General features: G+C 66.1%; 22 protein-coding genes and 1 pseudogene. 16 read left to right on the top strand and 7 right to left on the bottom strand.

The genetic code is table 11. From position 1 onward, the window contains the following. The first annotated feature begins 746 nt into the window (after window positions 1-746). The 9 genes from QX073_RS29615 to QX073_RS29575 all read left to right on the top strand — a co-directional run bounded on the left by QX073_RS29615 (window position 747) and on the right by QX073_RS29575 (window position 11,702). Complete coding sequence (locus QX073_RS29615) at window positions 747-2,072, top strand: DUF3422 domain-containing protein (protein WP_315750686.1); 1,326 nt, start codon at window positions 747-749, stop codon at window positions 2,070-2,072. Between the two features lie 72 nt (window positions 2,073-2,144). Next, complete coding sequence (locus QX073_RS29610) at window positions 2,145-2,837, top strand: DUF2848 domain-containing protein (protein WP_316226805.1); 693 nt, start codon at window positions 2,145-2,147, stop codon at window positions 2,835-2,837. A gap of 376 nt (window positions 2,838-3,213) precedes the next feature. Continuing rightward, window positions 3,214-4,368: a glycosyltransferase gene (locus QX073_RS29605; RefSeq protein ID WP_316226804.1), complete on the top strand. Its 1,155-nt coding sequence runs from the start codon at window positions 3,214-3,216 to the stop codon at window positions 4,366-4,368. 26 nt (window positions 4,369-4,394) lie between these two features. After that, window positions 4,395-6,665 (top strand): exopolysaccharide transport family protein, encoded by a 2,271-nt coding sequence (locus QX073_RS29600; protein WP_316226803.1) that lies wholly within the window; start codon window positions 4,395-4,397, stop codon window positions 6,663-6,665. Then, window positions 6,662-7,819: a glycosyltransferase family 4 protein gene (locus QX073_RS29595; RefSeq protein WP_316226802.1), complete on the top strand. Its 1,158-nt coding sequence runs from the start codon at window positions 6,662-6,664 to the stop codon at window positions 7,817-7,819. The genes QX073_RS29600 and QX073_RS29595 overlap by 4 nt, the downstream gene beginning before the upstream one ends. Further along, complete coding sequence (locus tag QX073_RS29590) at window positions 7,816-7,995, top strand: hypothetical protein (protein WP_316226801.1); 180 nt, start codon at window positions 7,816-7,818, stop codon at window positions 7,993-7,995. Before QX073_RS29595 ends, QX073_RS29590 begins: the two co-directional genes overlap by 4 nt. Further along, a complete protein-coding gene (locus QX073_RS29585) occupies window positions 7,992-9,512 on the top strand; it encodes a lipid II flippase MurJ (RefSeq protein ID WP_316226800.1) in 1,521 nt (506 codons plus the stop codon). Before QX073_RS29590 ends, QX073_RS29585 begins: the two co-directional genes overlap by 4 nt. Beyond that, window positions 9,509-10,531: a polysaccharide deacetylase family protein gene (locus QX073_RS29580; protein ID WP_316226799.1), complete on the top strand. Its 1,023-nt coding sequence runs from the start codon at window positions 9,509-9,511 to the stop codon at window positions 10,529-10,531. The genes QX073_RS29585 and QX073_RS29580 overlap by 4 nt, the downstream gene beginning before the upstream one ends. Further along, entirely contained in the window at window positions 10,524-11,702 is a 1,179-nt protein-coding gene (locus tag QX073_RS29575; protein WP_316226798.1) for a glycosyltransferase, read from the top strand. The genes QX073_RS29580 and QX073_RS29575 overlap by 8 nt, the downstream gene beginning before the upstream one ends. Here QX073_RS29575 and QX073_RS29570 read toward each other — a convergent pair whose 3' ends face one another. Continuing rightward, the gene (locus tag QX073_RS29570) at window positions 11,703-12,887 is read right to left on the bottom strand and encodes a glycosyltransferase family 4 protein (RefSeq protein ID WP_316226797.1); all 1,185 of its coding nucleotides are present in this window, start codon (window positions 12,885-12,887) and stop codon (window positions 11,703-11,705) included. A gap of 147 nt (window positions 12,888-13,034) precedes the next feature. Between QX073_RS29570 and QX073_RS29565 the strand changes: the two genes are divergently transcribed. From QX073_RS29565 to ipdC, 4 genes are all read left to right on the top strand, one after another. After that, window positions 13,035-14,255 (top strand): hypothetical protein, encoded by a 1,221-nt coding sequence (locus QX073_RS29565; RefSeq protein ID WP_316226841.1) that lies wholly within the window; start codon window positions 13,035-13,037, stop codon window positions 14,253-14,255. A 195-nt stretch (window positions 14,256-14,450) separates the two neighbouring features. Continuing rightward, window positions 14,451-15,362 (top strand): acyl-CoA acyltransferase, encoded by a 912-nt coding sequence (locus tag QX073_RS29560; RefSeq protein WP_316226796.1) that lies wholly within the window; start codon window positions 14,451-14,453, stop codon window positions 15,360-15,362. Window positions 15,363-15,503: 141 nt separating this feature from the next. After that, window positions 15,504-15,695, top strand: a complete 192-nt coding sequence (locus QX073_RS29555) for a hypothetical protein (RefSeq protein WP_315715989.1) — start codon at window positions 15,504-15,506, stop codon at window positions 15,693-15,695. 156 nt (window positions 15,696-15,851) lie between these two features. After that, the gene (ipdC, locus tag QX073_RS29550) at window positions 15,852-17,489 is read left to right on the top strand and encodes an indolepyruvate/phenylpyruvate decarboxylase (protein ID WP_316226795.1); all 1,638 of its coding nucleotides are present in this window, start codon (window positions 15,852-15,854) and stop codon (window positions 17,487-17,489) included. Between the two features lie 32 nt (window positions 17,490-17,521). On the opposite strand, the gene QX073_RS29545 is transcribed toward ipdC, so the two are convergent. Beyond that, on the bottom strand, window positions 17,522-18,673 hold the full coding sequence (locus tag QX073_RS29545; RefSeq protein ID WP_315750707.1) for a hypothetical protein: 1,152 nt from the start codon (window positions 18,671-18,673) through the stop codon (window positions 17,522-17,524). Window positions 18,674-18,977: 304 nt separating this feature from the next. On the opposite strand from QX073_RS29545, the gene QX073_RS29540 reads away from it, so the two are divergent. Then, a complete protein-coding gene (locus QX073_RS29540) occupies window positions 18,978-19,583 on the top strand; it encodes a helix-turn-helix transcriptional regulator (RefSeq protein WP_316167733.1) in 606 nt (201 codons plus the stop codon). A gap of 123 nt (window positions 19,584-19,706) precedes the next feature. On the opposite strand, the gene QX073_RS29535 is transcribed toward QX073_RS29540, so the two are convergent. The 5 genes from QX073_RS29535 to QX073_RS29515 form a co-directional block, all read right to left on the bottom strand. Continuing rightward, entirely contained in the window at window positions 19,707-19,952 is a 246-nt protein-coding gene (locus QX073_RS29535; RefSeq protein WP_006614403.1) for a hypothetical protein, read from the bottom strand. Window positions 19,953-20,199: 247 nt separating this feature from the next. Then, entirely contained in the window at window positions 20,200-22,749 is a 2,550-nt protein-coding gene (locus tag QX073_RS29530; protein WP_316226794.1) for a hybrid sensor histidine kinase/response regulator, read from the bottom strand. 6 nt (window positions 22,750-22,755) lie between these two features. Beyond that, the gene (locus QX073_RS29525) at window positions 22,756-23,070 is read right to left on the bottom strand and encodes a response regulator (protein WP_315716189.1); all 315 of its coding nucleotides are present in this window, start codon (window positions 23,068-23,070) and stop codon (window positions 22,756-22,758) included. A gap of 223 nt (window positions 23,071-23,293) precedes the next feature. Beyond that, a complete protein-coding gene (locus tag QX073_RS29520) occupies window positions 23,294-23,683 on the bottom strand; it encodes a response regulator (protein WP_008968243.1) in 390 nt (129 codons plus the stop codon). A 237-nt stretch (window positions 23,684-23,920) separates the two neighbouring features. Continuing rightward, the gene (locus tag QX073_RS29515; protein WP_316226793.1) at window positions 23,921-24,643 is read right to left on the bottom strand and encodes a Crp/Fnr family transcriptional regulator; all 723 of its coding nucleotides are present in this window, start codon (window positions 24,641-24,643) and stop codon (window positions 23,921-23,923) included. 669 nt (window positions 24,644-25,312) lie between these two features. Here QX073_RS29515 and QX073_RS29510 point away from each other — a divergent pair. After that, complete coding sequence (locus QX073_RS29510; RefSeq protein ID WP_410052399.1) at window positions 25,313-26,062, top strand: histidine kinase dimerization/phospho-acceptor domain-containing protein; 750 nt, start codon at window positions 25,313-25,315, stop codon at window positions 26,060-26,062. Window positions 26,063-26,359: 297 nt separating this feature from the next. Beyond that, window positions 26,360-26,526, top strand: a pseudogene (locus QX073_RS29505) (flagellar protein); the annotation flags it as partial.

The raw sequence follows: 26,526 nt of genomic DNA, 5'->3' as shown, positions 1-26,526 counted from the left end.
CCCGAAATGCGGTCGCCCCGCATCATCCTCGGCCAGCCCATCTCGTCAAAATTCTTCCTTGCTATTTTTCCGAAATCATGCTCTACTCCCTGCATCCCGTCCTCATGCAGAGGGGCGTACGCGTCGTCACGATACGTTGAGGCGGGGAGCGGTGGCCGCGAGTGTTGTCAGGTGCTGATGCGCTGGACGATTGGCAGCTCGCGGACGTTCAAGCCGTGTGGTCCTGGCGCCCCGATGCTGGCGCCAAGTCTGGATGACATGACGTGTCATCAGGCGACGGGGGCAAACAAGCCGGTCCCCGGGGAGAGCTCGGAGCAGACGTTAAACCCATCGCGCAGGGAGGGCCGGGTCTGTCCGGCTGAACCTGTGGTTCCTGCCCCGTGCAATTTTTCCGCACGGGGGCCACGGGCCTCAGTCGAGGTCCGGCCTTCCCTGCGCCCTCGGCATTTCCGGAGGGTTTTGATGAGAGCAATCTCGGGCGCGATCGCGCCGCGGGAGGTGTTGGTGTGTCTGCGTGCATCATGATCGACTTGCCGTGGCGCTGAGAGAGCCGCCAGCGCGCACAATGTCGCCGCAGCCGTGGCGCCGTCATCGAATTGCGCTACACTGGTGTCACACGCTGCCGGCGCGTTGGCCGGCCGGACGACAATGGAAGTCAGGGGGATGCACGGCATGACGGGGGTGATCAATTCAGGCGCAGCGCGATCGTCTGCGTCAGGTGTCGCTCTCACGCGCGGACTCTCCCGATGACGTCGCTCGACAAGTCCGCCTTCACGCCGCATGCCCTGCGCGAGAGCGTGCTGAACGAGGTGCATGCGCGGCCGTTCACGCCGCTGACGCAGCCGGTGCTGGTGATCCGCTTCGCCTTCATGGCGAAAGGCGACAGCGCCACGACCGACCGCGCCAGCCTCGCCGCGTTTTGCGCGCAGCGCGGTGCGCCGCCGCCGGAGCCGGGCGTCAAGCATCACCAGGTCGATCTCGGCCCTGTCAGGCTGCGCTTCGAGCAGCATTCGGAATTCGCCACCCTCACCTGGATCTGGAGCCCGCCCGCGGACTCAGGCCCGCGCCGCTTCGGGGCCATTGCGCCCGAGCTGCAGGCGCTGATCGCGGCGCTGCCGCAGGCCGGCGAGCTGCTGGTCGCGGTCAAGCTCGAGGTCGAGAATGCGGCCGATCCGGTGGCGCGCGCGGAGGAGATCTTCGACAAGAGCAGCCTAGCCATCGTGACGATCAAGGGCAGCGCCGGCGCGGTCGCCTCCGACTTCCGTCTCGACGACGACGGCTTCACCCGCATCCTGGTCTGCGCCGACGGCCCGACCCCGGAGCGGCTCGGGGCGCTGGTGCAGCGCGTGCTGGAGCTCGAGACCTACCGCACTTTGGCGCTGCTCGGCCTGCCGGCGGCGCTGGCGCTGGCGCCGGACGTCGACCGCATCGAGCGGCGGCTGGTCGAGGTGCTGGCGGAGATGCAGGGCGCGCAGTCGTTCAAGCTCAACAACCACCTGCTGCGCGAGCTGACCGAGCTCGAGGCGCTGCTGGAGCGCGGCGCCACCGGCAGCCTGTTCCGGTTCGGCGCCAGCCGCGCCTATTACGACCTGGTGCAGGCCCGTCTGGCGGTGATCGAGGGCGAGCCGGTCGCGCCGTATTCGAGCTGGTCGTCGTTCCTGGCGCGGCGCACCGCGCCGGCGATGCGCACCTGCAACGCGCTGGAGGGACGGCAGTCGAACCTGTCGCTCAAGCTGGCGCGCGCCGCCGATCTGTTGCGCACCCGCGTCAATGTCGAGCTGGAGCAGCAGAACCGCGATCTCCTGCGCTCGATGAACGAGCGCACCAAGCTGCAGCTGCGCCTGCAGAGCACGGTCGAGGGGCTGTCGGTGGCCGCGATCGGCTATTACGTCGTCAGCCTGTTCGGCTATCTCGCCAAGGGCGCGCATGACACCGGCCTGCCGGTCGAGCCGACGCTGGCTACCGCCGCCTTCGTGCCGGTCGCGATCGCGCTGATCTGGTTCACGACCCACCAGATCCGCAAGCGGCACTTGAAGGAGGATCACGAGGCGGAGAAGGCCGAGCAGGAGTGAACGGCTGGGCGCCTTGCCAGCGAGCGGCCGGACGGCTAAGCGGCGGGCTGGTCAGCAAGAGGCGATGAGACGATGAGCGGCACGACAATCGAATTCCTGGTTCATGCAAGCGGTGCGGCGACGCGGCAGCGGATCACGCTGAACCGCCTCGTCATCGCCGGCTGGACCGGGCGCGATCCGGTCGCGCGCGACAAGCACATCGCCGAATTGGAAGAGCTCGGCATTCCCCGGCCGGCGACGACGCCGATCTATTACGAGGCCGCGGCCAGCCGCCTGACGACATCCGGCAGCATCGAGGTCAGCGGCGGCGACTCCTCCGGCGAGGTCGAGTTCGTGCTGGTGCAAGCGGGCGGCCGGCTGTTCGTCGGCGTCGGCTCCGATCATACCGACCGCAAGGTCGAGACCTACAACATCACCGTCTCCAAGCAGATGTGCGACAAGCCGGTGGCGCCCGAGCTGTGGCTGGTCGACGACCTCGCCGCGCATTGGGACCAATTGATGCTGCGCGCCTACGCGACCATCGACGGCGAGCGTGTGCTGTATCAGGAGGGTGCGCTGAGCGGCATGCTGGCGCCTTTCGACCTGATCGCGCGCCGCTATGGTGACGCCGGCCTGCCCGAGGGCACCGCGATGTTCGGCGGCACGTTTGCCGCCAAGGGCGGCATCCGCCCCGCCGACCGCTTCGACTTCGAGCTCGTCGATCCCGTGCTGAACCGCGCCATCCGCCACGGCTACGCGATCGAGCAGCTCGTCGTCGCCGGCTGAGGCGGCGCGCGATCACGTTCGCGTGCGACGGAATGCGCTAACGATCAGGCCGCGGCGCGTCGTCGCGGCCGTCGCCATGCATGGCTGCATTCGCGCAGGCGTTGCGATCCGCAAGGGCCTGTTAAGCAAGGCGGCCTATGGTGCGGAGTGTGCCGAAGCGGGACCATGGCCTCGTTTCGCGTTCTGGTCCGGCACACCATGTCACGGCATGAGACGCAATGCGGCTGGCATATCCTTAATCGATCCTTACCTGATAGCAGCGGATTCGACGGGTCGGACGACAAGGGCGATTAACTAGAAGTTTAGGATTGGGTTTGTGCGCGTGAACGCCTCCCTTAAGGGTTTTATTAAATACCCCGGGAATTGGGAGAGTGCGGTGCGCGTCGCGATCGTCCACGATTGGCTTTACGTTCTTGGCGGCGCCGAGAAGGTCCTTCAGGAGATCCTGCGCTGCTATCCCGGCGCCGACGTCTTCACGCTGTTCGACCTGCTGCGTCCCGAGGACCGCGCCAAGCTGGGATTCGAGACGTCGCACACCAGCTTCCTGCAGAAGATGCCGCTGTTGCGGAAGTATCACCGCTCCTATCTGCCGCTGATGCCGCTCGCGATCGAGCAGCTCGATCTGTCGAGCTACGACCTGGTGATCTCCTCGAGCTGCGCGGTGGCGAAGGGCGTTCTGACCGGGCCGGAGCAGCTGCACATCGCCTATGTGCATTCGCCGATGCGCTATGCCTGGGATCTGCAGCACCAGTATCTGCAGGAGAGCGGCTACGCCACCGGCGTCAAGGGCCTGATCGCTCGCGCCTTGTTGCACAAGATGCGGATCTGGGATGCGCGCACCGCGCACGGTCCCGACGCCATCTTCACCAATTCGCAGTTCGTCGCCCGCCGCATCAAGAAGATCTACGGCCGCGATGCCAAGGTGATCTATCCGCCGGTGACCATCGCGCAGCGCGATGCGATCCTGCCGGTCGGCAACCACTTCCTCGCCGCGAGCCGGCTCGTGCCCTACAAGCGCATCGAGCCGATCGTGCGCGCCTTCAACATCATGCCGGACCTCGAGCTGGTCGTGGCCGGTGACGGTCCGGAAGCCGCGCGGCTGAAGTCGATCGCGGGGCCGAACGTCAAGTTCGCCGGCTTCGTGCCCGACAAGCAGCTGCGTGACCTCATGACCACCGCCCGCGCCTTCGTGTTCGCGGCGGAAGAGGATTTCGGCATCATCCCGGTCGAGGCGCAGTCCGAAGGCGCGCCGGTGCTGGCGCTCGGCCGCGGCGGTGCACGCGAGTCGATCCTCACCACGGGGCCGCGGCCGACCGGCATGTTCTTCGGCTCGCCCGAGCCCGAGGCGATCGCGGCCTGCGTGCGATCGTTCGTGGCCAAGGAGAAATCGATCTCGCGGCTCGACTGCCGCCAGCGCGCCGGCTTCTTCTCGGCCGAGCGTTTCCGCAGCCAGTTCGTCGCGGCGGTCAACGAGGAGATCGACAGTTTCCGTGCGGGACATCAGGGCCGCGCGACGCGGCTGATTGCGTAATATTGGATGTGGTACGGGTGCAGATCATGAGGCAGGCGGCTCTCGGCGAGGCCTTGTCCGGCATTGACGCCGTCGCCCGGATCTGGCGCCGCCGCGGCGTGTTCGCCATCGTGGCTGGCGCCGTTCTCGCGCTTGCCGTGGCCGCGCTCGTGCTACTGCCGGTGCGCTATCTCGCCACCGCTTCCGTGATCATCGCCGAGCAGGAGCCGGGTGCCAACACCTCGGCGGCGTGGGCGCAGAAGATCGGCGATCCCGCCGACATGGAAAGCCAGCTCCTGGTGATCCGCTCGCCGCGCCTGCTGCGTCAGATCATGTCGTCGCCCGGCGTGGTCGACGCCGTGGTCGGCGAATGCGAGCGCGGCCGTCTCATGGGTTCGGCCGATGCGTGCCAGCGCCTCAAGACCGATCCGGGCGCGTTCATCGATCATGTCGACGGCCGCTTCAGCATCGCCTCGGCCGGCCGTTCGCGCGTCATCAACATCTCCTATCAGTCGAGCAGTCCCGAGGTTGCGAAGACGCTCGCCAACGCGTTGACGCAGACCTTTCTCGAGGACCAGCGCACCGAAGGCGCCAACAGCCGCGAGGTCGCGAGCTCCTGGCTCTGGAAGGAATTGAAGCAGCTCGATCAGCAACTGCGCGAGGCCGACGACAAGATCCAGAAGTTCCGGCGCACCAAGGGCCTGATGCGTGGCGCCAATGCGCCGATCTCCTCGGAGCGGCTGACCAGCATCGGCCAGCAGCTGTCGCAGGCGGAGGCCGCGCGCGCCGACGCCGCGGCGCGGCTGCAGGAGATCAAGTCGGAGCAGGAGCGCGGGCCGACCGACGCCCCGTCGGTGCTGCAGAGCCGCACCATCGCCGACCTCAAGCAGCAACTGACGACCGTGAGCGCGCAGCTTGCCAGTGCGGCCGGTGTGCTCGGGCCGAAGCACCCCTCGATCCTGGCGCTGACGCGCGAGCAGGCGATCATCCAGCAGCGGCTGGTCGCCGAGATGCAGAGCATCGCGGCGAGCGCGCAGAAGACGTACGATGCCAACACCGCGCTGGTGAACTCGCTGAAGAAGCAGATGGAGACGGCGAAGGCGGAGGCCGGCTCGGCCACGCTGGACGAGGCCTCCATCGAGAGCATGGTGCGCGACACGGAGATCAAGCGGCAGCAATATGCCGAGCTCTACAAGAAGGCGAGCGAGCTCGAGACCGAACGGCGCGTCCTGCGCGGCAGCACGCGTCTCGTCAGCCTCGCCGAGCTGCCGAGCAAGCCGTTCTTCCCGAAGAAGATCCCGTTCCTCGCCGCCGGCATGACGCTCGCGTTGATCTTCGGTGTCGGCGCTGCGCTGCTCGCCGACAAGCTCGGCGCGCGCCTGATCAGCCCGCCCTTGCCCGTCACTCCCGAAGCGCCGGCCGAGCAGGTCGAGGCGCCCGCTGTCGACGAAGCTCCGGCCATCGTCCCTGAATTGGCCGAGCGTGTGACCGCACCGCAAGCGGCGACGCCACCGGCGGCGCCCGAACGAAGGTCCCATCTCCCGAGCGTTGCCGACGTTTCGATCCTGGCCTGCCTGCCGCGCCTGAAGAGCCTGCGTGAGATGTCGGCGCTCGGCGCGATCCTGCAAGGCCACCAACCGCTGGCGATCCCGCGCGTCTTGCGCCTCGCCTCCGAGGACGCTGATTTTCAGCACACGCTGCATGATCTCGTCCACGAACTCGGTTTGAAGCGGTCCGCCCGATCGCAGCGCATCGTCGTGACCTCTCCCGATGCAGCAGATGGCAAGACGACCACGACCTGTGCGCTGGCAGAGCACCTCGCGGCCGCAGGCTGGCGCGTGCTGGTCGTCGAGTGCGACGTCTCGCATCCCGCCTTTGCAGAGATCATGGCGCTGCCGGCAAGCCCCGGATGGCTCGGCGCGCTGGAGCGCGGGACGCCGCTCCGGGACATGGTTCTGCCCACCGCGCATCCCTCGCTCGACGTGCTGCCGGTTGGTGAGGCGACCGGTCCGGTCGGCGACATTCTCGACGCGATCAGCCTCGACCGTCTCCTCGCCGGTCTCGATGGCTATGATGCCGTGATCGTCGACACACCATTGCCGTCGCAACGGAACGACTTCCTTGCCGGTACGGACTGGGCGATCGTCTGCGTGCGCAGTGACCGGTCGTTGATCGAGCCGGCGGTCGCGACGGTGAACAGGAGCAGGACACTCGGAGCCCGCGATGTCGGCATCGTCGTCACCATGACCGACGTCGAGCACCGCAGCGCGCCTGTGGCCCAGACCGCGCCCGTGGCAGCCTACGCCGGAGCCGGGTGATGTCGACCGAGCGTGTCCTGTTCGTCGATCACACCGGGCAGATCGGCGGCGCCGAGCTGATCCTGCTCGATGTCGTCCAGGGCCGCAAGGAGTCATCGGTGTTCCTGTTCGAGCCGGGCCCGCTCGGCCAGGTGCTGGCTGAGCGCGGGATGTCGGTCGTCACGTCGCGCTGGGGCCGCGGCCTGGGGCAGTTCAGACGCGACAGTTCGTGGCTCGAGGCGCTGCCGCTGTTCGGCAGACTCGCGGCGATCACCGCGGAGCTCGCGCATGTCGCACGCAAGCATGACGTCCTCTATGCCAATTCGCAGAAGGCCTTTGTCCTGTCGGCCATCGCCAACATCGCGGCACGGCGGCCGTTGATCTGGCATCTGCACGACATCATCAGCCCGGCTCATTTCGGCGCGCTGCAGCGTCGCATGCAGATCTTCCTCGCCAACCGCTTCGCGGCGAAGGTCGTCGTCCCCTCCGAAGCTGCCGCAGCCGCCTTCATCGAGGCCGGAGGTCGACGCTCTCTCGTCGAGGTCGTGCCCAATGGTCTCGCCGTCGAACCCGTGCCCGGGTCGCGCGAGGAGCTGAGGCGGCGGCTCGGCCTGCCGTCGGGACCGCTGGTCGGCGTATTCAGCCGGCTCGCGCGGTGGAAGGGGCAGCATATCCTGATCGAGGCGCTGGCCGAATTACCGGACGTGCACGGCATCATCGTTGGCGACGCGTTGTTCGGCGAGCAGGACTACGCGGCTGAGCTGAGACGGCTGGTCGCGGAGCTTTGCCTCGGCGATCGCGTTCACTTCCTTGGGCATCGCAGCGACGTGCCGTTGCTGATGCAGGCGGTGGACGCGATGGTGCATCCGTCGATCGATCCCGAGCCGTTCGGCCGCACCCTGGTCGAAGCGATGCTCGCCGGCGTGCCGGTGATTGCCACTGACGCCGGCGCTGCGCCGGACATCCTCGAACATGGCCGGGCCGGTCTGCTCGTGCCGCCTGGCGACGCGCGTGCGCTGTCCGAGGCCTTGGACGCAGTGCTGGCTCAACCCGAGATCCTCGCGCCCCAGCTCGACTACGCGTCGCGCCGCGCGCGCACCCATTACAGCCTGACACGCATGCTGGACTCGATCGGGCTGCTGATCCGCAATGTCGGTGCGGGAGCGGCGGTGTGAGCACGATCGTCACACCTGCCCCGTCCTCCGAGCGGCGTATGGTCGATCTCGTCGTGGATTGCGGCCCGCCGTTCGCCATTCTCGCGCCGGTGCCGTCGTGGTCGAAACTGCTCGAGGACGGACAAGTCCCTGCGCGATGGAAAGGGCCGCCGGCCGTGTCGGAGGATGCCGCATGAGCGCCTCCGGTCCTTCGCTCAAACGCTTCAGTGCGCTGCTGATCAGCGGTGCGCTGGCGAGCAAGATGCTCGGCTTCGGCCGCGAGGTGTTGATGGCGCATGTGCTCGGCGCCTCGCTCATCGCCGACGGATTCCGGGCCGCCATGGCGGCCGTGCTCATCCCGCTTGCGTTCCTGCAGAACGAGAGCGTGCCGGCGATCATGATCCCGATGCATCGCGAGGCGCTGCAGCGGCCGGATGCCGCGCGCAGCCTCGGTGCGCTGACGATCGTCATTGCCGTCGTCTCGAGCCTGGTGACCGCGATCATCCTGCTGCTCGGTGAGCTCTGGGTGAACGCCGTCGTCGGCGGCTTCTCGGCGGAGGGGCGCGAGCTGACCTTGCACTTCGTGCGCATGATGGCGTTCGGCATGCCGGCGTCGGCGGTGCTCAATGTGCTTGCCGCCGGCGAGATCGCGCTCGGCCGCACGCGGCTGACCAATGTCCGTGCCAGCCTGCTCAACGTCGCGGTGATCGGCGGCATCGGCCTGCTGGTGCTGACCGGCGACGCCTACATGCTCGCCTGCGCCTTCACCGTCGCCTTCAATGGCCTCGCCGCCTGGGGTCTGTTCACGCTGTGGCGCGAGGGCGCGCTGAGCGTCTCCGGCCTGACCGCCGGCATGGTGATCGACAAGGGTATCGAATTCTTCCGCCGGCTGCGCGTCCTGCTGGCGTTGCCGTTGGCCGAGCAGGGCAATGTCTGGATCGAGCGCTTCACGGCATCGCGGCTGACGACCGGCGCCGTCGCGTCGCTGGACTACGCGCGCTCGCTGACCGAGAGCGCGCTGCTGCTGATCAGCCAGCCGCTCGGCATGGCGGTGCTGTCGCAGCATGCCCCACGCGATCCGCGTGCGCAGACCGAGGCGCTGCTGCGGCCGCTGCTCGCGCTGATCTTGCCGGCCTCGGCGTTCCTGCTGGTCTTCTCGACCGACATCGTCCGCCTGATCTATTTCCGCGGCGCGTTCGGCGACGAGGCCCTGCTGCTGACCTCGCATGCGCTCAAGGGCATCGCCTGCGGCGTCTGGGCCGCGACCCTCGGCTGGATCCTGATCCGTCTGCTCAATGGCGCGGGGCGCAACGGCGTCGCTGCGGTCATCATCGTCTCGGCCTATCTCGCCAACATGGGCTTCAACCTGCTGATGCCGCTGTTCGATCCGTCGCCGGCGGCCGGCATGCAGTTGCTCGGCATTGGCGAAGCGATCCGCAGCCTCGTGCTGCTGTCGGGCGTGGTGTTCGTGCTCGGCGATGCGCGAAAGCTCCTGCTCGTGATCGGCCTGGCCCTGCTGCCGACCGCATTGATGGTCGTGCTCGGCCTGATGATTCAGACCTCCGTGCCGGGCCTGCTGCCGCGCCTGTTCGCCGGCGGATTGGCGTATCTGCTCTGCCTGGCTTTCGCGATCGGCATCCTGCTGCCGGCCGTGGTGGGCACGGCGCTCCGTCATGTTCGTCGTACGTTCAGGATGAAGGGAGAGCTGAGTTGACCCTGCTGGCCCTCGCTGCCGCCAAGGCGATGATGGCATCCGGTGCCTTCGTCCTTCCCGTCGCCAAGGCCGTCGATCGTGTGCTCGGCCCGCGCGGCTGTTGCTTGACGTTCCATCGCGCCGCGCCGGCAGAGCAGTGGGAGCGTCTGCCCAATCGCGACTTCTACGTCGATGCCGACTTTCTCGATCGCTTCCTCGGCTATGTCCTCGACCAGGGTTGGGATGTCGTGACGATCAGCGAGGCGCTGCGCCGGACGGCAAGCGCCGAGCCGTCCGGCCGCTACGTCAACTTCTCGATCGATGATTGCTACCGCGATACGTGCGAGCTGCTGGTGCCGGTATTCCGCAGGCACAAGGTGCCGGTGACGCTGTTCGTGACGACCGGCATTCCCGACGGCACGTTGCCGCTGTGGGCCGCTGGCTTGGAGGATGCGCTGCTGCACAGGGACCATGTCAGGGTCGACGATGAGCGGATCGCGCTGTCGAGCGCCGAGCAGCGTCGCGCAGTGTTCGCGCAGATCGCCTCGCGCTGGGATGGCCCGCAGGCGGCGGATCGTTACGCCGCGTTCTGTGCCGCCAACGCCATCGACATCGAGGCGATGCATTGGAAACATGCGATCTCCTGGGAGATGCTGGAAGTGCTTGCGGGGGATCCGCTCATCGAGATCGGAGCGCACACCGTCTCGCATGCGCGCATCTCGTCGCTGCCGTCCGAAGACGCCCTTCGCGAGCTGGCCGGCGCGCGGCTGCGATTGAACGAGCGGCTCGGCATCGACGTCCGGCACTTCGCGTTTCCTTACGGGCGCGCCGCCGATTGCGGACCGCGGGACTTTGCGCTGGCGCGGCAGGCCGGATTCGCCAGTGCCGCGACCACGCGCAAGGGCCTCGTCAAAGCAGGGCAGGATGCGTTCTCGATTCCGCGCAACACCATGAATGGCGCGCATCGTACGCTTGCGGCGATGGAGCTGCATCTCACGGGCTTCAGCGGGACTGCAGCGAAGGTGATGGGCCGTGTCTAGCAGGGGGCGCTTGCGAATCGTCTCGATTGCGCATCCGGCCACCAGCAGCGAGGCCGGCCGGCTGCGCTACCGCCATCTCGCGTCCCGGCCCGACGTCGATCTGCATCTCGTGACGCCCGAGGTGTGGAAGGAATTCGGCCGCACCATCACCGCGGCTCACTCCAACGAAGCCTTTCCCATCCATCGGCTCCCGATCCGACTCCCGGACGCGGGTCCGATGAAATGGTACCTGCACTTCTATCCGGCGCTGCGCCGCCTGCTGCGCGAGCTCGATCCCGACGTGATTCACCTTTGGGAGGAGCCCTGGAGCATCGTCGCGCTGCAGGCGCAGATGCTGCGCGGCCGTGCGGCGCTCGTGCTCGAGGTCGACCAGAACATCCTGAAACGGCTGCCGCCACCATTCGAGGCGATCCGCAAATTCGTCCTCGGCCGCACCGCCCACATCCTGTCGCGCAGTCCCGATGCGACTGAGGTCGTGAGGGCGTGCGGCTACACGGGTCCGGTGACGCCGATCGGCTATGGTGTCGATCTCGCGACCTTCATGCCGGCGGATGATCGATCGAATGCGACGGCCGGCTCGCCGCTGCGGCTCGGCTATGTCGGCCGGCTGGTGGTCGAGAAGGGACTCGACGATGCGCTCGAAGCGCTCGCGCGCAGCAAGTCGGCGGCGACGCTGAGCATCATGGGTGAAGGTCCGTACGAGCCGCATCTGCGCCGGCGCGTGGCCGAACTCGGCTTGAGCGGGCGCGTCACCATCCAGGGCTGGGCTTCACCCGCTGCGGTCGCGGCTTTTCTGCGCGGCCTGGACGCATTGCTGCTGCTGACGCGAACCACGGACGCGGTGCGCGAGCAGTTCGGCCGGGTGATCATCGAGGCTCAGGCCTGCGCCATCCCGGTGATCGGATCGACCTGCGGAGCGATTCCGGATGTCGTCGGCGACGGCGGCTGGATCGTGCCGGAGCAGGATTCCGGCCGCCTGTGTCGGCTCATCGATGAGCTCAGCGGCCGGCGGGCGGAGCTCGCCGTTCGCAGTGAGGCGGCCCGCGCGAACGTGCTCCGGCGCTTCACCTATGATGCGGTCGCAGCGGCGATTGAAACGGCATGCCGTGCGGCGCATCAGTCGAGAACCGCATCCGGCCTCGCCCGCCCACAGCGGCTGCAGACGAATTAGCTAGGCCTTCACCGGCAGCGCCATCGCTGCGCGGCCGGACTGGCGCTTGGCGGCATCGATCTGCTTGAGCAGTTCGATGTATTGCAGCCCGATCTGGTCCCAGCCATAGATCTGCGCGGTGGCCTGGGCGCCGTCCTGCAGCCGGCGCATCAGTGCGGGGTCGGCGAAGACGGCCGCGAGCTTGGCCGCGATGTCGTCGGCGTCTGCTGAAATGCGGAAGCCGTTGACGCCGTCGCGCAGATAGTCCTCGATGCCGCCGACCGGCGTTGCGAACACCGGCACTCCGCAGGCCATGGCCTCCATGCAGACCAGCGAGAAGGTCTCATAACTCGTGGGGAGCACGAAGGCATCGGCCGCCGAGTACAGCGCCGGCAGGTCCGAGCGTGGGCCGGCGAAGATCAGTCGTTGCTGGGCGTTGCGCGTCAGTCTGCGGTAGGGCGCGGGATTGTCCGAGCCGACGACCAGCAGCCAGACGTCGTTGCCGAGCCGATCGAGCGCGCCGATCGCATGCGCCAGTCCCTTGCGGTTGAATTCGTGGCCGACGAACAGCAGCAGGCGCGCATTATCCGGGATGCCGAACTCACGCCGGATCGCCTGGCCGCTGGTGGCGTCGCGCTTGAAGCGCGCGAGATCGATGCCGTTGGAGATGACATGGATGCGGGCGGCCGGCACGCGGAAGAAGCGCTGCAGCTCCGCGGTGACGCGGGAGGACACCGCCACGAACGCCCGGTACCGCAGGCCTCCGATCATGAACCGGTCGCGCAACGCGACCCACAGATGCATCGGGTTGAGCATCCAGCGCCAACTGCCGGCGGCGCGTTTCTCGGCGAGGCTCTGCGCATTGACGGCATGCACGATCAGCACGTCACCCTTGAGGCTGTCGCCGTGGCTGATGACGATGGCGTCGGGGTGACGCGCCAGCGCCCGTGTCGCGGCCAGCGTGAACAGCGGCACGACAATGGCGCGGCCGATGTGCCGGAACAGTCCGCGAGTCGGAATCCGCGCCAGCCATGGCGCAACGCGCTCGACTCGGATCGTGTGTTCGAGATTGTCCGCGACGGTGCTCGCAAGCACGATGTTCGATAAACCATTCCGGCCGAAAACGCGCGCCAGCTCGATAGCGACTGTTTCCACGCCGCCGGCATTGCTTATCTCTTGAACGACCTGGACGATCTCAAACGTCATAGCGGAAATCTAAGGGATCAGACATTGCGACTTCGTTCCAATCTGCTGGTCATTAGCACAGCCCTGTTAACGTTTGTCACGTCGCCATGGCTAAGCGCTGTCCACGCCGGCGAAACGAACGCCTCGGCGCTGCGGATCGACGAGCGCATCGGCGGCGGCAATTTGGTCACGCATCTGGCCGGCAAGAGCGCGCAGATCTATCAGGCACTGCACGGCGTCGGTGCCAGGATCGGCCGAATGGATTCCTACGGCTGGCGGACGTTGGCGCGGGTACCGACGCCGCACGATTTCGATGCCGCGATGCTGGAGGCGCACAAGAACGGTATCATGCCGCTGATCCTGCTGGAGTATGAAGGCAGCTATCAGAGCCTGACTCCGCCGCAGCCGATCGGGTCCTATCAGGACTGGTTCGGGGCTGGGCAGGCGATGGCGAGACGTTTCCGCCCCGGCGGCGAATGGGGCCGCGAAAACGGTATTCCCGATTGGGGTGCTACCGTCTTCACCGCCATCAACGAGCCCGATGTGCAGGCCACGCTCCCGCGCCAGGACTATCACGACGCGCTGGCCGGGCTTGCCGACGGTGTTCACAGCGTCGACCCCAAGCTGCGGGTCGTTCCCGGCGGCTTTGCCACCTGCAACTCGCATGGCGACGCGACGTTGCGCGGCTACGGTCCGGCGATCGCCGATCTGCTCGAGGACGGCCGTCTCGACGGCATCGACCTGCATACCTACTACAATGATAAATGGTATCCGATGACCCGCGGCCGCGAGTTCTCGGTGCAGACCTGCTTCGACCGCATCAAGCAAGCGATGGGGCTGAGCCGCGACATCAACTTCTACGCAACCGAGTTCAACGTCGCGCGCGCCGGCGCGTGGGACAGCGATACGGACGCGGCGAGATTGTTTCTCAATGCGATCTGGGACCAGCTTGCGGTGGTCGGCAAGGATGGCAGCATGCCGGTGTCCATGTTGGCGTCTCCTTGGAATCTCGGCGACACGCCCGATGTCGACAGCCTGGCCTATGCGATGGCGACGGGCAAGGATCCCTGGACCCCGGAGGCGCGCAGCCTCGTGGTGAAGACGGTGCTGCAGCTCGCCGGTCACATGAGGATCGTGTCCATCGACCGGCGGCTGGCGCTGTACACGCTGCGCGGATCGGATGCCGATTTGATCGTGTGGCAGAACATTGCCGGCTGGACCGAGCGGCCGGGCCGCGCGGTCGAGCTCGAGCTGCCCGCAGGGACGCGCAGCCTCGAGGTCTGGGGCTGGGATGGGCTGCGGCGCCGGATCGAGGCAAAGCCCGGACGTTTCTTCGTCGACGGCCTCAATGCCGATGAAACCTACATGTTTCGCGTCCCGCGGCCGTGAGCGGCGGCCCGGATCGCGAAGATCATGTCGGCGCTGATCGAAGCCTGTCGGGTGTGGCTCGCATGTTCCATTAACTGAAAAGTAAGGCCAGCACGACGTGGTTCACTGCCGCCAAAGCTTTTTACGATAATTGCCGTCATGACGATCCCGCCGCGCCATGGGTGGCGCGCCGGATCTCTCTCGGGTGATGCTGGAATGCAGCCAATCAAAAAGGCTGAGATTGCAAATGACAGGCCGGCTCCCGCGCAGGCCGTGACCGGCGTTCGCATCCGAGAGATCGGCGCGGCGGATCTGCCGGAGGTCGCCGCACTGCTGACGCGCGGATTCGCCTTTCGCAGCGAGGCCTATTGGTTGCGCGGACTCGAACGCCACGCGGCGCGCCCGCGGCCGGCCGGCTATCCGGCATTCGGCTATTGTCTCGACCAAGCCGGGGTGCCTGTCGGCGTGATCCTGCTGCTGTTCTCCGAGCTCCACATCGGCGGTGAGCCGATCGTCAGGGCCAATGTCTCGAGCTGGTATGTCGAGCCGGCGTTCCGTGCCTTCAGCTCGATGCTGGTGCGCGCGGCGACGCGCGACAAGACGGTGACCTATTTCAACATCACGCCGGCCCCGCACACTTGGCCACAGGTCGAGGCTCAGGGCTTTTCGGTCTACTGCAAGGGACAGGTCTACGCCGCGCTGGCCCTGTCGCGACCGCGCTCGGATGTCCGTATCGAAGAATTCTCCGAGGACGATGTGCACGGGCTCTCTCCCGATGAGGCGGATCTGTTGCGGCAGCATGCGCAATGGGGGTGTCTCGGTCTCGTCGCGCGCGAGGCCGATGCGGCGTATCCGTTCGTGTTTCAGAAGCACCGGGTGATGAATGCGCTGCCGGTGTATCGCCTGCTGTATTGCCGGGATGTCGCTGACCTCGTGCGGCTGGCCGGCAACATCGGCTGGCTGCTGCTGCGGCGCGGCGGCCTGCTGGTGCGGCTCGATGCCAATGGGCCCATCGCAGGGCTGGCCGGCTGGTACTCGGACAAGCGCGGACGCAAATATGCCAAAGGTCCGCATCCGCCGCATCTCGGCGATCTCGCCTTCACCGAAGCCGCGCTGTTCGACGGCTGAGAGGTGGCAATCGATTGGGTTGCATGGTCCCGCTGCGGCGGCCGGGATACTCGCTCGCGTGGTCTATGGGACCGGTGTGACGGCACGCACAGTCTGGGCTTCCGGCATGCGCCATCCTCCTGGCAACGGAGGAGGTCATCCATGTCTTACGTTTTCGAACTCGCGCTGGCGGCGATGCTGCTGTTCTTCCTGTTCCTGCCGATCACCGATCGCAGGACGGTCATGATGAAGCTCTGCATGATCATGGTCGTCGCCATCCTGTTCACGGTTACGCTGGCCGTCCCGCATGGCGGCGCACCATCCGCCCACGCCCTGGTGCTGACGGCAAACTGATGTGGCGCGGGTGAGCTCCGGCCTTGCCGCTCGAGCATGATGTTTGGACGAGGCGATCCAGACGGGACGGCTCGCAGATCGAACGGCCGCCGGTTGGCAGTCCGCCCCTCATCGTGTAGCACCGGCTGAACCTCACGCCACGCTCAGGGGATCCGGATGCCTGCTCTTGCCCATGCGCTGCTCGCCGCCCTGAAGGACCATGGCGCCCGCGAGATCTTCGGCATTCCCGGCGACTTCGTGCTGCCGCTGTTCAAGGTCATCGAGGAGAGCAACATCCTGCCGAGCGTCACGCTGAGCCATGAGCCGGCGGTCGGCTTCGCCGCGGATGCGGCCGCGCGCTATCATGGCGGCCTCGGCGTCGCCGTCGTCACCTACGGCGCCGGCGCCTTCAACGTCGTGAACGCGGTCGCCGGCGCCTATGCCGAACGCTCGCCCGTCGTGGTGATCGCGGGCGCGCCCGGCGCGCGTGAGCGCGTCTCCGGCTTTCTGCTGCACCACCAGGCCCGCACCGTCGACACGCAGCTCGCGGTGTTCAAGGAGATCACCTGCGATCAGGCGGTGCTGAGCGATCCGGCCACCGCCCCGGCCCAGATTGCGCGCGTGCTGCGCAGCGCGAAGGAGATGTCGCTGCCGGTGTATCTCGAATTTCCGCGCGACATGGTCGATGCCGAGGTCGAGCCGGTGGTGCCGCTGCCGCCGCGGCGGGCCAGCCGCGAGGCGCTCGACGAATGCGTCGAGGAGATCCTCGCCCGCATCGCGCAGGCAGAGCGTCCCGTGATCGTCGTCGACGTCGAAATCCGCCGCTACGGTGTCGAGGACAGGATCGCCGCGCTGGCGCGCAAGCTGGGTCTCCCGCTGGTGACGACCTTCATGGGCCGCGGCCTGCTCGACAGGGCCGACGATGTCGTCGCCGGCACCTATCTCGGCGCCGCGGGCAATCCGGCGATCACGGAGCTGGTCGAGAATGCCGATCTCGTGCTGATGCTGGGCGTCATCCTGTCGGATACCAATTTCGCGTTGTCGAACCGGGCGCCAGACCCGCGCCGCATGATCCTGGCCGCCAGCCGTGAGGTGCAGATCGGTCATCACGCCTATCGCGACATGCCGCTCGGCGATCTGATCGATGCGCTCGACGAGCGCGCGGCACCCCGGGCCGCAGCTCCCGGCCTGCCGCGGCAGCGCTCGGCCTATCCGCGCGGCCTCGCTGCCGATGGCGCGCCGATTGCGCCTTCGGACATCGCGACCGCGGTCAACGACATGTTCGACCGCCACGGCCGGATGCCGATGACCTCCGATATCGGCGATTGCCTGTTCACCGCGATGGAGATCGACAATACCGCGCTGGCCGCGCCGGGCTACTACGCGGGGATGGGCTTCGGCGTGCCGGCGGGCATCGGCGTGGCCGCGACCGGACTTCGTACGCTGATCCTGGTCGGCGACGGCGCGTTCCAGATGACCGGATGGGAGCTCGGCAACTGCCGCCGCTACGGGCTCGATCCGATCGTCGTGCTGTTCAACAATTGCAGCTGGGAGATGCTGCGCGTGTTCCAGCCGGAATCGCGGTTCAACGATCTCGACGACTGGCACTATGCCGACATCGCCAATTCCATCGGCGGCACCGGCGAGCGCGTCGCCATCCGCAGCGAGCTCGTCGCCGCGCTGGAGCGCGCGGTGCATCGGCGCGGACGCTTCTCGCTGATCGAAGTGATGCTGCCGCGCGGCAAGACCTCGGACACGCTGGCGCGCTTCGTGGCGGGCTTCAAGTCGGCGCGCGAACGCATGGCCCAGGGATAGGATGGCCGGAAGGCCGTCTCGACGCGCCGCCGTCAACCGGTTGCAGACCGCAGCACCGTCTTGATCGCGTCGCGGCCCTTCCAGGCGAAATAGGTGAGGCGGCCGCCGAACGAGCGATGGCTGCGCAGCCTGTTCGAGCCGAGCACGTGTCCGACCTCTTCGGGGAAGCGCTTGACCTCGGCCTGCACCATTCTGTCGGTATTGGCCATGATGGTGCTCAGGCGCGTACCCCAGTCCGAGTCCTCGATGCGATCGATGCGGACCTGGATCGCATATTCGATGTCATAGATGCTGGTCAGGATTTCCTTGGCGGTCACGACGCGGTTGTTCTTCAACGCGATCCGGAGCGCGAGCCGCTTGTCCTCCAACTGGTCGAGCACCATCGGCACGGTCATCGCGTAGGGTGCCGCGATGACGTCGGCAATGTTCTTCGAGCGCGCCGCCTTCGTCGCCAGCCGCATCACCTGCCACGGCTCCTTCAGACGCTTGGCGACGAGCGTCAACGCAAAGGGCACGGCTTCCGGCTGCCTCTTGCGCAGGGCATCGAGCAGCAGCACCATCTTCTTCACCTGCGGATCGTCGAACTCCGCGATCCGGTCCGGCAGCGAATCGGCGAACTTCGCGAGTTCCTCGCGGGCGCGCAGCGCCTTCATCAGCTTGACGACATCGTCGAACACCGACGGCGAGGCCGTATAGGCCTTCAGCTTGCTGCGGACCTGCTCGATGCCCTCGGCGCGCGCCAACGTGCCTTCCAGCGACTTCGTCACCTTGGTCTGGAACGCGCTCGCCGTCTGGCGGATCTCGCGCTGCTTGTCCGCCGCGATCAGGTCCTTCATCTGTGCATTATAGTCGCGCGCCATGGTCGGCAGCAGATCGCGCGAGATCCATTCCCAGATCGGCGTGAGGGAGCCGCGGGCAATGCGGCCCTCATTGGCATGCTCCGGCGAACCGTCGATGAGAAGCTGCTCGACCGGCATGAAGAAGTAGCGCGAAGGATTGATGGTGCGGTGGCCGCCGGCGCCATTGTTGTTGCGGATCTCGGCGCGCAGCCGGGCCTGGAGGTCGGCGGATCCCGGCATGTCGACGCCGCTCAGCTCCAGCCGTTCGAGCTCGCTGAGCAGACAGCTTCGTGTCAGCGGTGACAACCGCTGCAGGAATTCCCAGATCCGGTCGACCGGTCCCATTGGCGTCAGGCTGTCAGCTATATCTCAAGGTCGCTCGTCTCCACGGACGGGCACGGAACGCATGGAAGCACGAAACAGTTGGTGCGAAATTAATGTCAGTAAACAATCGTAGTAATGCGCGGCATCGTGGACAGCCGCCGCCGCACGCGCCGCGGACGTCCCCTTGAAGGGTGGCATCACGCCCCGGCTTAACCATTGCAGCTTGCAACTTTTTGGGGAAATGATCGAGTTGCCGGAACAATCCCGTATTGCTACGGACAGCATAATTAACCATGTTAAAGTTGCCGTCGCGTCACAATGAGGCATGGCACAGCTGAACAACAGCCTTTCCGACGCTCACGCCGCACCTGCTCCGGGCGGCCAAGGGGTTAACGACCCGGATCTCCTGGCGACCCGTTCCGGCATGTCTGCGCCGCTCGCGATGGGACGTCACGACGACCAGGGCAGGCTCGCTTTGGCGCGTCAGCTGAACGGTTCGCTCACCGCCCTGATGCTCTACATGGAGGAAATCAAGCAGCGCAGCGACGAGATTGCCAGGACGCCCGGCGAGCGCCGGCATGTCCAGCTCGTCGTCGACAACGCGTTGCTGCAGACCGAGCGGATCTGCGCCCTGGTCAACCAGATGTCCGGCGCGCACGGGCAGTTCGGACCGTTGTCACGGGCGGCGCCGGCTCCCGAGGAGGGCGCGGTGCCCGGGCGGCCACCCGGCCGGGCCAGCAAGTCGCTGACCCCGCGCGAATACGAGGTCCTCAAGCTGATCAGTGAGGGGCACTCGAACAAGGAGGGCGCCTTGCGCATGGGCATCAGCCCCCGCACCTTCGAGAGCCATCGCGCCGAAGCCATGCGCAAGGTTGGCGCGCGCAATACCGCCGAACTCGTCCGCGCAGCACTCCTCAATCAGATCGGATGACGGCGAACGAGCGCGAATGCCGCGCTCGTGCCTTCGAGGTGGGCCCTGCGATGCAGACAACGACAATCGGCGTCCGACCGGCTCGGTCGAACGCGCTGATTGCGGACGCGGATGTCCGTGCTGTCAGAAATAATCCTCGGCGAAGGGACGAACCCGGGAGGTCGGGCGCAGCGGCGCTTGCGCCTTGGGCGGCGTCGGCACGATCGTAATGGTCCAGCGCGGCGGTACGCTCGCTTCCTTTTCCATGACTGAACGGACGTGGCCGGTGATCGTCGATCCGCCGGATTTCACGGTCGCGGTCCGGCCGTTGAACTGCGCAATTCGGAAACGCCTGACTTCCTTCTGGTCGGCGGTTTCAAAAGTAAACATGGGACACATCTCCTATGTGACCCCGAGTCTCGCAGCTCATGATTAGTTGATTGTGAAAATCGTGAGCCGTAGAAGTACGGCGTCAACCCATTGTAAGGGATTATGAAGGTCAGGTTCGGCGAATCCGCGTTCGTGAACGTCTCGTTTGCCATCTCGATCGTCGGAGCCCGTCCTCGTCGCCGCGGTGCACCGTGCGGGGACGTCGCGCGGATCGGCATGCGCCAGGGAGGCCTGCGGCCTCCCCGCTTCAATATTGCAGCTCCTGGGCGCGGGCGGCGGCGTAGGCGGCCTCGATGTTGTCGAGCAGCTCGGCATACTCCTTGGCGGACAGGCGTGGTGCGCTCTTCTCCAGCGCCAGCGCGTAGGTTGCAAGCCGGCGGTACCCGAAGGTTCCGGCTGCGCTCTTCAGCGAATGCGCCTCGCGGCCGATCTTGATGCGCTCGCCGTCGAGCGTCAGCTGGCGGAGCTGCTTCAGCCGCGCATCCGTCTCGCTGAAGAACACGTCGCGGATCTCCTGCGCCGCCTCGTCTCCGATCTCGCCGACCAGCTCGGCGTAGGCTTCGCGGTCCAGCGCAGCTTCGGGAGCAATTTCGGTGTCGGCGCCAATGTCGGGGGCCGCGGCATCCGCCTGAGCCGGCACCAGCGGGGCGTCTGACGCCGCGGTGTCCAGCACCGGAACGGGCAGGGGCAGCACGCGCAGGATGGCCTCCACGAGCGCCTTCTTGCGGGCGGGCTTGACGACGAAATCGTTCATCCCGGCTTCCCGGCAGGCTCGGATATCCTCCATGAAGGCGTTCGCCGTGAAGGCGATGATCGGCACGTTGGAGCGGCGCTCGCCTCGCGCGCGAATGGTCCGGGTCGCCTGGAAGCCGTCCATCTCCGGCATGCGGACGTCCATCAGGATGAGGTCGTAGTTGAAGCGGCTGGCGGCGGTGACGGCCTCGGCGCCGTCGCAGGCCGTGTCGGTCTGGATGTCGAAATCCTTGAGCATCTTGGTCGCGACCAGGCGGTTGGTCGGATTGTCGTCCACCACGAGGACGCGCAGCGGCCGGCCGAACGCTGCGATCCGGTTCTGCAGCGAGGCGTAGATGCCGTCGTCGTTCTGCTCTGGCACCGCGATGGTCTCGGCAATCGGCAGCGTCAGGCGGAACGAGAAGGTGGATCCGCTGCCCAGCGTCGAGGTGACCCTGATGTCACCCCCCATCTGCTCGATCAGTCGCTTGCAGATCGCGAGTCCGAGTCCGGAGCCCCCGAACCGGCGGCTGATCGAATTGTCGGCCTGGACGAAGTTCGCGAACAGCGAGCCGATCTTGTCGGCGGCAATGCCGATGCCGGTGTCGGTCACCGTCCATTCCACGGTCGCCTTCTCGTCATCCTTCTCGATGCAGCGCGTCGTGACGACCACTTCGCCGGACGAGGTGAACTTGACCGCGTTGGAAACCAGGTTGAGCAGGATCTGGCGAATGCGGCCGGCGTCGCCGACCAGCGCCGGCGGCACGGATGGGTCGCCGACGCTCCTCAGCTTCAGGTCCTTGGCGGAAGCCCGCGGCCCGATGATGCTGAGCGTGTTGTGGACCAGGGCCTCGGCGGAGAACGCGATGTCCTCGAGCGAGAGCTGGCCGGATTCGAGCTTGGAGAAGTCGAGAATGTCGTTGAGGATCTCGAGCAGATTGTCGCCGGCATTGTGGATCGCCACCACCGAACGGCGCTGCTCGGGATCGAGATTGGTTTCCAGCAGCGTCGTGGCGAGGCCGAGCACCGCGTTCATCGGCGTGCGGATCTCGTGGCTCATCATCGCGACGAAAGTGGACTTCGCCGCGTTCGCGGCCTCCGCGGCCTCGATCAGGTGCTCGTGGCGTTCCCACCAGCGGGAGATCAGGACCGCGGCCGCGAGCACGGCCATCGCGCTCACCAGCGACACGATGACCAGAAGCGTCGCCATGTCGCGCCAGGCCTTCAGGACGTCGTGCTCGAATACCGACACCACGATCATCGCGGGATAATTGGGCAGCATCTTTGCCGCCCGCAGGCGCATCTCGCCGGTTCGTGCGGAGGGCTCGCGCAGCACGCCGCCGGCCGACAGCGCGCGCTGACCGAAGCCGGAGGTCGGCCTGCCGATCTCGCTCGTGGGCGGAAAATGCGCGAGCAGCGTCCCGTCCTCGCGGATCAGCGACACCGCGGCATCGAGACCCTGCGCGGTGGAGCCGAAGAAGTTCTCCAGATAGGGCACCGACATGGCGCCGAGCATCATGCCCATGAACTCGCCATTGGAATCGTCGAGCCGGCGGGCAAAATAGATGTTCCAGGTGCCGTCGCCGCGATTCTGAACCGGCGTGCTGAGGAACGTGTGCGGTGCAGGGTCGGCCTTCAGCGCCTTGAAGTAGTCGCGGTCGGCGATGTTGACGTCCGGGATCGGCCAGTAGCGCGAGAAGTTCAGGAGCCTGCCTTGCGCGTCGATCAGCGTCACCGCATCGATCTGCGGCAGTCCCGCGATCTTTTCCTTGAGCAGGAGGTGGGTCTGATGGTCTGACGCGACCTTGCGATACGCCGCAGCGTCGATGGCGCCGCCGCGCACCAGGTAGTCGCGCACGCTCGTGAGCACGAGGTCGACGGACTTCACCGAACGGTCGGCGTTCTCGGCAAGCGTGAGGCTATGGCGGCTGAGATCTTCCTCGGCGTGCTGAAGCGCGTTCTCGCGCAGATTGGTGAGGAAGAAGAGGTTGCTGCCGGCAATGACGCAGACGAGGATCAGCGCGATCGCTGCAGGCGCTCCCAGAAAGCGCTTCTTTTTGCTCATCGCCTGCTACCAGCCCGCCGCTCTGACCAGCCGCCGGCGATCGGTCTGCTGCGCGATCTGCTTCAGAGTTTGCCGGGGCCGCATCAGGTCGATCGGCTTCGAGAAGGGGGAACCTATATTGAGCTCGAGAACCTCGGTGCCGGAGCGGTTGCCCAGCGAGAGGTCCGGCATGATGCAGTCCAAGCTCCTCTTCTGCAGGACGATCGAGGCTGCGTCGACCGAGCTCACGTCCGTCGCGTTGAAGCCGGCCTGTGCTGCAATCTTTCGCAAGATTGAAACATGAACGGCGGCATCTTCGATCACGAGGAGTTCGTTGCGCATGAATTCCCTGTCCCGTTGCCGCCCTGACACGGTCATCGGCAAGCAGGATCATGTCTACCGGCCGGCTCTGACCCCCTCGTAAATTTTGGTTTCCGTACGACTACGGGGAGGGTGCGGCGATGTGTGCGTCCTGCCGTCGTCAACCGCGCGGAGTTCGTCCGCCAAAGAGAAAGCGGCCGGACACGGGTCCGGCCGCCGCGCAGGGCATTCCCCGGGAGCTCGGCTATTCGGCCGGACCGAACACGGCTTCCATCTTGGTCTTGAGCGTCGCGGCATTGAACGGCTTGACGATGTAGTTGCTCACGCCGGCCTTCTTGGCGGCGATGACGTTCTCGGTCTTCGACTCGGCCGTGATCATGATGAACGGCGTCTTCGACAGTTCCGGGCTGGCGCGCACCTCGCGCAGCAGGTCGTAGCCGGTCATCGGCTCCATGTTCCAGTCGGAGATCACGAGGCCATACTTCTTCGCCTGCATCTTGGAGAGCGCGGCCGATCCGTCGCTGGCGTCGTCGACGTTCTCGAATCCGAGCTGCTTCAGCAGGTTGCGGATGATCCGGATCATAGTGGCGTAGTCATCGACCACCAGGATCGGCATCGACAGATCAAAGGCCATGTCATTACTCCGCGCGTCTGGTCAAAAGCCGAACACGGGCGAGATATATCAGCACGAAGATAATTCGACGCTTCTTGGAACTCGCGCTCGTCAGCACGTCGACAATTATCAGCGCCCGTTGAACAGCGCGTTAATTCCGTCCGCATCGGTGATGGGGATCATGCAATGGGCCGTAGTTGTACGGAGGCAAGGGCGTTCGGCGAGGCGCCGGCGCGCGGCGGCCGGAACGACGCCTGCTTACGGCAGGCTGCGCGGCCGGACCAGGTTCTCGTAGTGGGCCTTCACGGCGCCGTAGCACTCACACGCCGTCTTCTTCAGCCCCTCCAGATCGATGATCTCGATATGGCCGCGGCTATAGTGGATGAAGTCCGCCTGCTGCAGCGTGCTCGCCACCAGCGAAACGCTGTTGCGCCGGGCGCCGATCATCTGCGCCAGGGACTCCTGGGTGATGTAGAGCTTGTTGCCGCCTGAAAGGTCATGCGTCTGCAGCAGGCAACGGGCGAGACGCGACTCGACGGTGTGGGCGGCGTTGCAACCGGCGGTCTGCTGACTCTGCACGTAGATGGCGAGTGCGTGGCGCAACATCAGCGCGCGAAACGAAGGGCTCTGTTCGGCGGCTGCCCGTACCCTGTCGATGTCGACGACCGATGCAGCACCGGGAACGAGGACCACCGCGCTGTTCAGCACCACCGGATCGCCGCCCGCGAGCAGGGACATGCTCCCGAAGAAGCTATCGCGACCGATCATCGCCACCTGAACGCGCTCTCCGCGCGCGAGGTTCACGACCAGCGAGATGACGCCGCGATGAGGAAAGTAGATGCGCGAAAGCTTTTCGCCGACTTCGGCGATAATGGAGTCTTGCACCAGATCCACGGTCCGCAGATAGGGTCGGATCAGCTCGAAATCGTCGTCTGTCAACGACGACAGGAAACCGTTCGGAGAACGCAAGCTGGGGTCCAAAGCCATCTCCTGCATTGCAGTAACGGAGCCTCGCAGATCTCAATGCCCTCATGGTTCCATAGAACTGCGTCCCATCCGCTGACAAGAAGAATCACGGGTAATATTCCCAGTAAAGACCATTCGTTCCTGCTGTGTGCGTTGTCGTGCAGACAGGCGCGAATGCGCGTTGCGGATTTGGGCCATCAACGTGTGTGCGATGTGCTGATCTGATCGCGCGCGGTTGTATACAGTCGGCACGCATCCGGCCTCCGCCTCGGCTCGTGAAAGCAGCGCAGCACGCTTGCGGCGAACGTCTCGTTGCTCCGGCCGCGGCAGCTCCGATGGGCACGGACGCCACGTAGCAAGCGCCGCAATTGACAGCGGACATCTTGAGGCCAAAATCGCTAATAAGCGCGCTGATTCGTTGACGGATCTTTTTCTGTCGGATGCAACTCTCGTCGCCAGTAGAGGCATCGGCCGGTGTCCTGCGACTGGCGTGACGAGGTTGTCGTCCTGGCAGGAGCAGGAGTCCGACTGATGCTGCATCCAGCCGGAGCGCGATCGATGGTCAGCGATGAGACTGAGCGCCAAGGCTGAGCATCAAGACGAAGCTGAACATTGCAGCGGCGTCCGTGCGTTTGCGTCCCGATAGCCCCGCCGTCCTCCCCCCCAACAGGTATTGCAGGATTCATGGCCTCTTCCACCTACCAGCGGTCCAATCAGTCGCTACCGAGCCCGGGCGCAGACATTCCGGCTGCAGCGACGCCGGACATCCACCCAGGGATGGCCATCGTGGGTCAGGTTGCCGGTGGCCTGCTGCACGACTTCAACAACATTCTCACCGTGATCACGGGGACCATCGACATTCTCGCCGAAGCGGTCGAGGACAAGCCCGAACTGGCGGCCGTCGCGCGTCTGATCGACGAGGCCGCGACCCGGGGCGCTCGATTGACGTCGCAGCTTCTGTCGTTCGCAAGGGGCCGGCCGCCGCAGCCATGTGCGGTGGAGTTGAACGAGCTCCTGGTCGACGTCGCTCGCCTGCTTCGTCCGACATTGGGCACCGAGGTCGAGGTGACGACGTCGGTGGGCGCGGACGTGCCGGCCGTCTTCGCTGATCCGGGCCAGTTGATGGCGGCATTGCTGTGTCTTGCGATCGGGGCCCGACATCGGCTGGAGCACGGCGGCCGCATCGACATCCAGGCCAGGCGCATGAGTGCGGACGCCTCGCTCGCCGGCGGCATCTCCTCCGACGTGCAGATCGTGTTGACGGCGTCGGTGAGTGCGGCGGAGGCCGGTCCAGCCGATCCCGTGTTCTCGGAGATCCGGCTGGTCGAGGATTTCGTCAGGCGCTCGAACGGACGTCTGGAGCTCCAGGAGCCGCGCGGCCGGACCGCCAGCGTCGAGATCGTCCTCCCGCACGCGGACCGCGCCCCCGCGTAACCGGCCGCTCTTCCGCAAGCTCATAGTTAGCACTGCCTTAACGGTCGCACCGCGTATCGGCGCGCGCCGACCGTCAGACGCAGATCCGTGCGCCATTTTACCGTGAATCGCGGCGGCCTGCACGCATTTGATCGAACTGATTAGCGGCCAATTAGGATTAACGGCGGCGGCGGAGGCTGCGCGCGGCCGTTCCGAAGTCAATTTAACGAACGGGTAGGATTCCGCGGACCAGTCTGCGCCATCGCCGACAGAACGGTGCGGCGATGTCTACTCATGTTCATCCAGAAGGGAATGACAATGTCAGGTATCGTACTCTCTGCGTCGGTTCGCCAGAACCTGCTCTCGCTCCAGTCGACGGCTCAGCTCCTCGCCACCACGCAGAACAACCTCTCCACGGGCAAGAAGGTCAACTCGGCGCTCGACAATCCGACCAACTTCTTCACCGCCCAGGGTCTCGACAACCG

Origin of the sequence: Bradyrhizobium sp. SZCCHNS3052 (genome assembly GCF_032484495.1) — a bacterium.
In the GTDB taxonomy this organism is placed as follows: Bacteria; Pseudomonadota; Alphaproteobacteria; order Rhizobiales; family Xanthobacteraceae; genus Bradyrhizobium.
The sequence above is the reverse complement of the archived record's forward strand: the minus strand, read 5'-3'. Positions and strand labels throughout refer to the sequence as shown.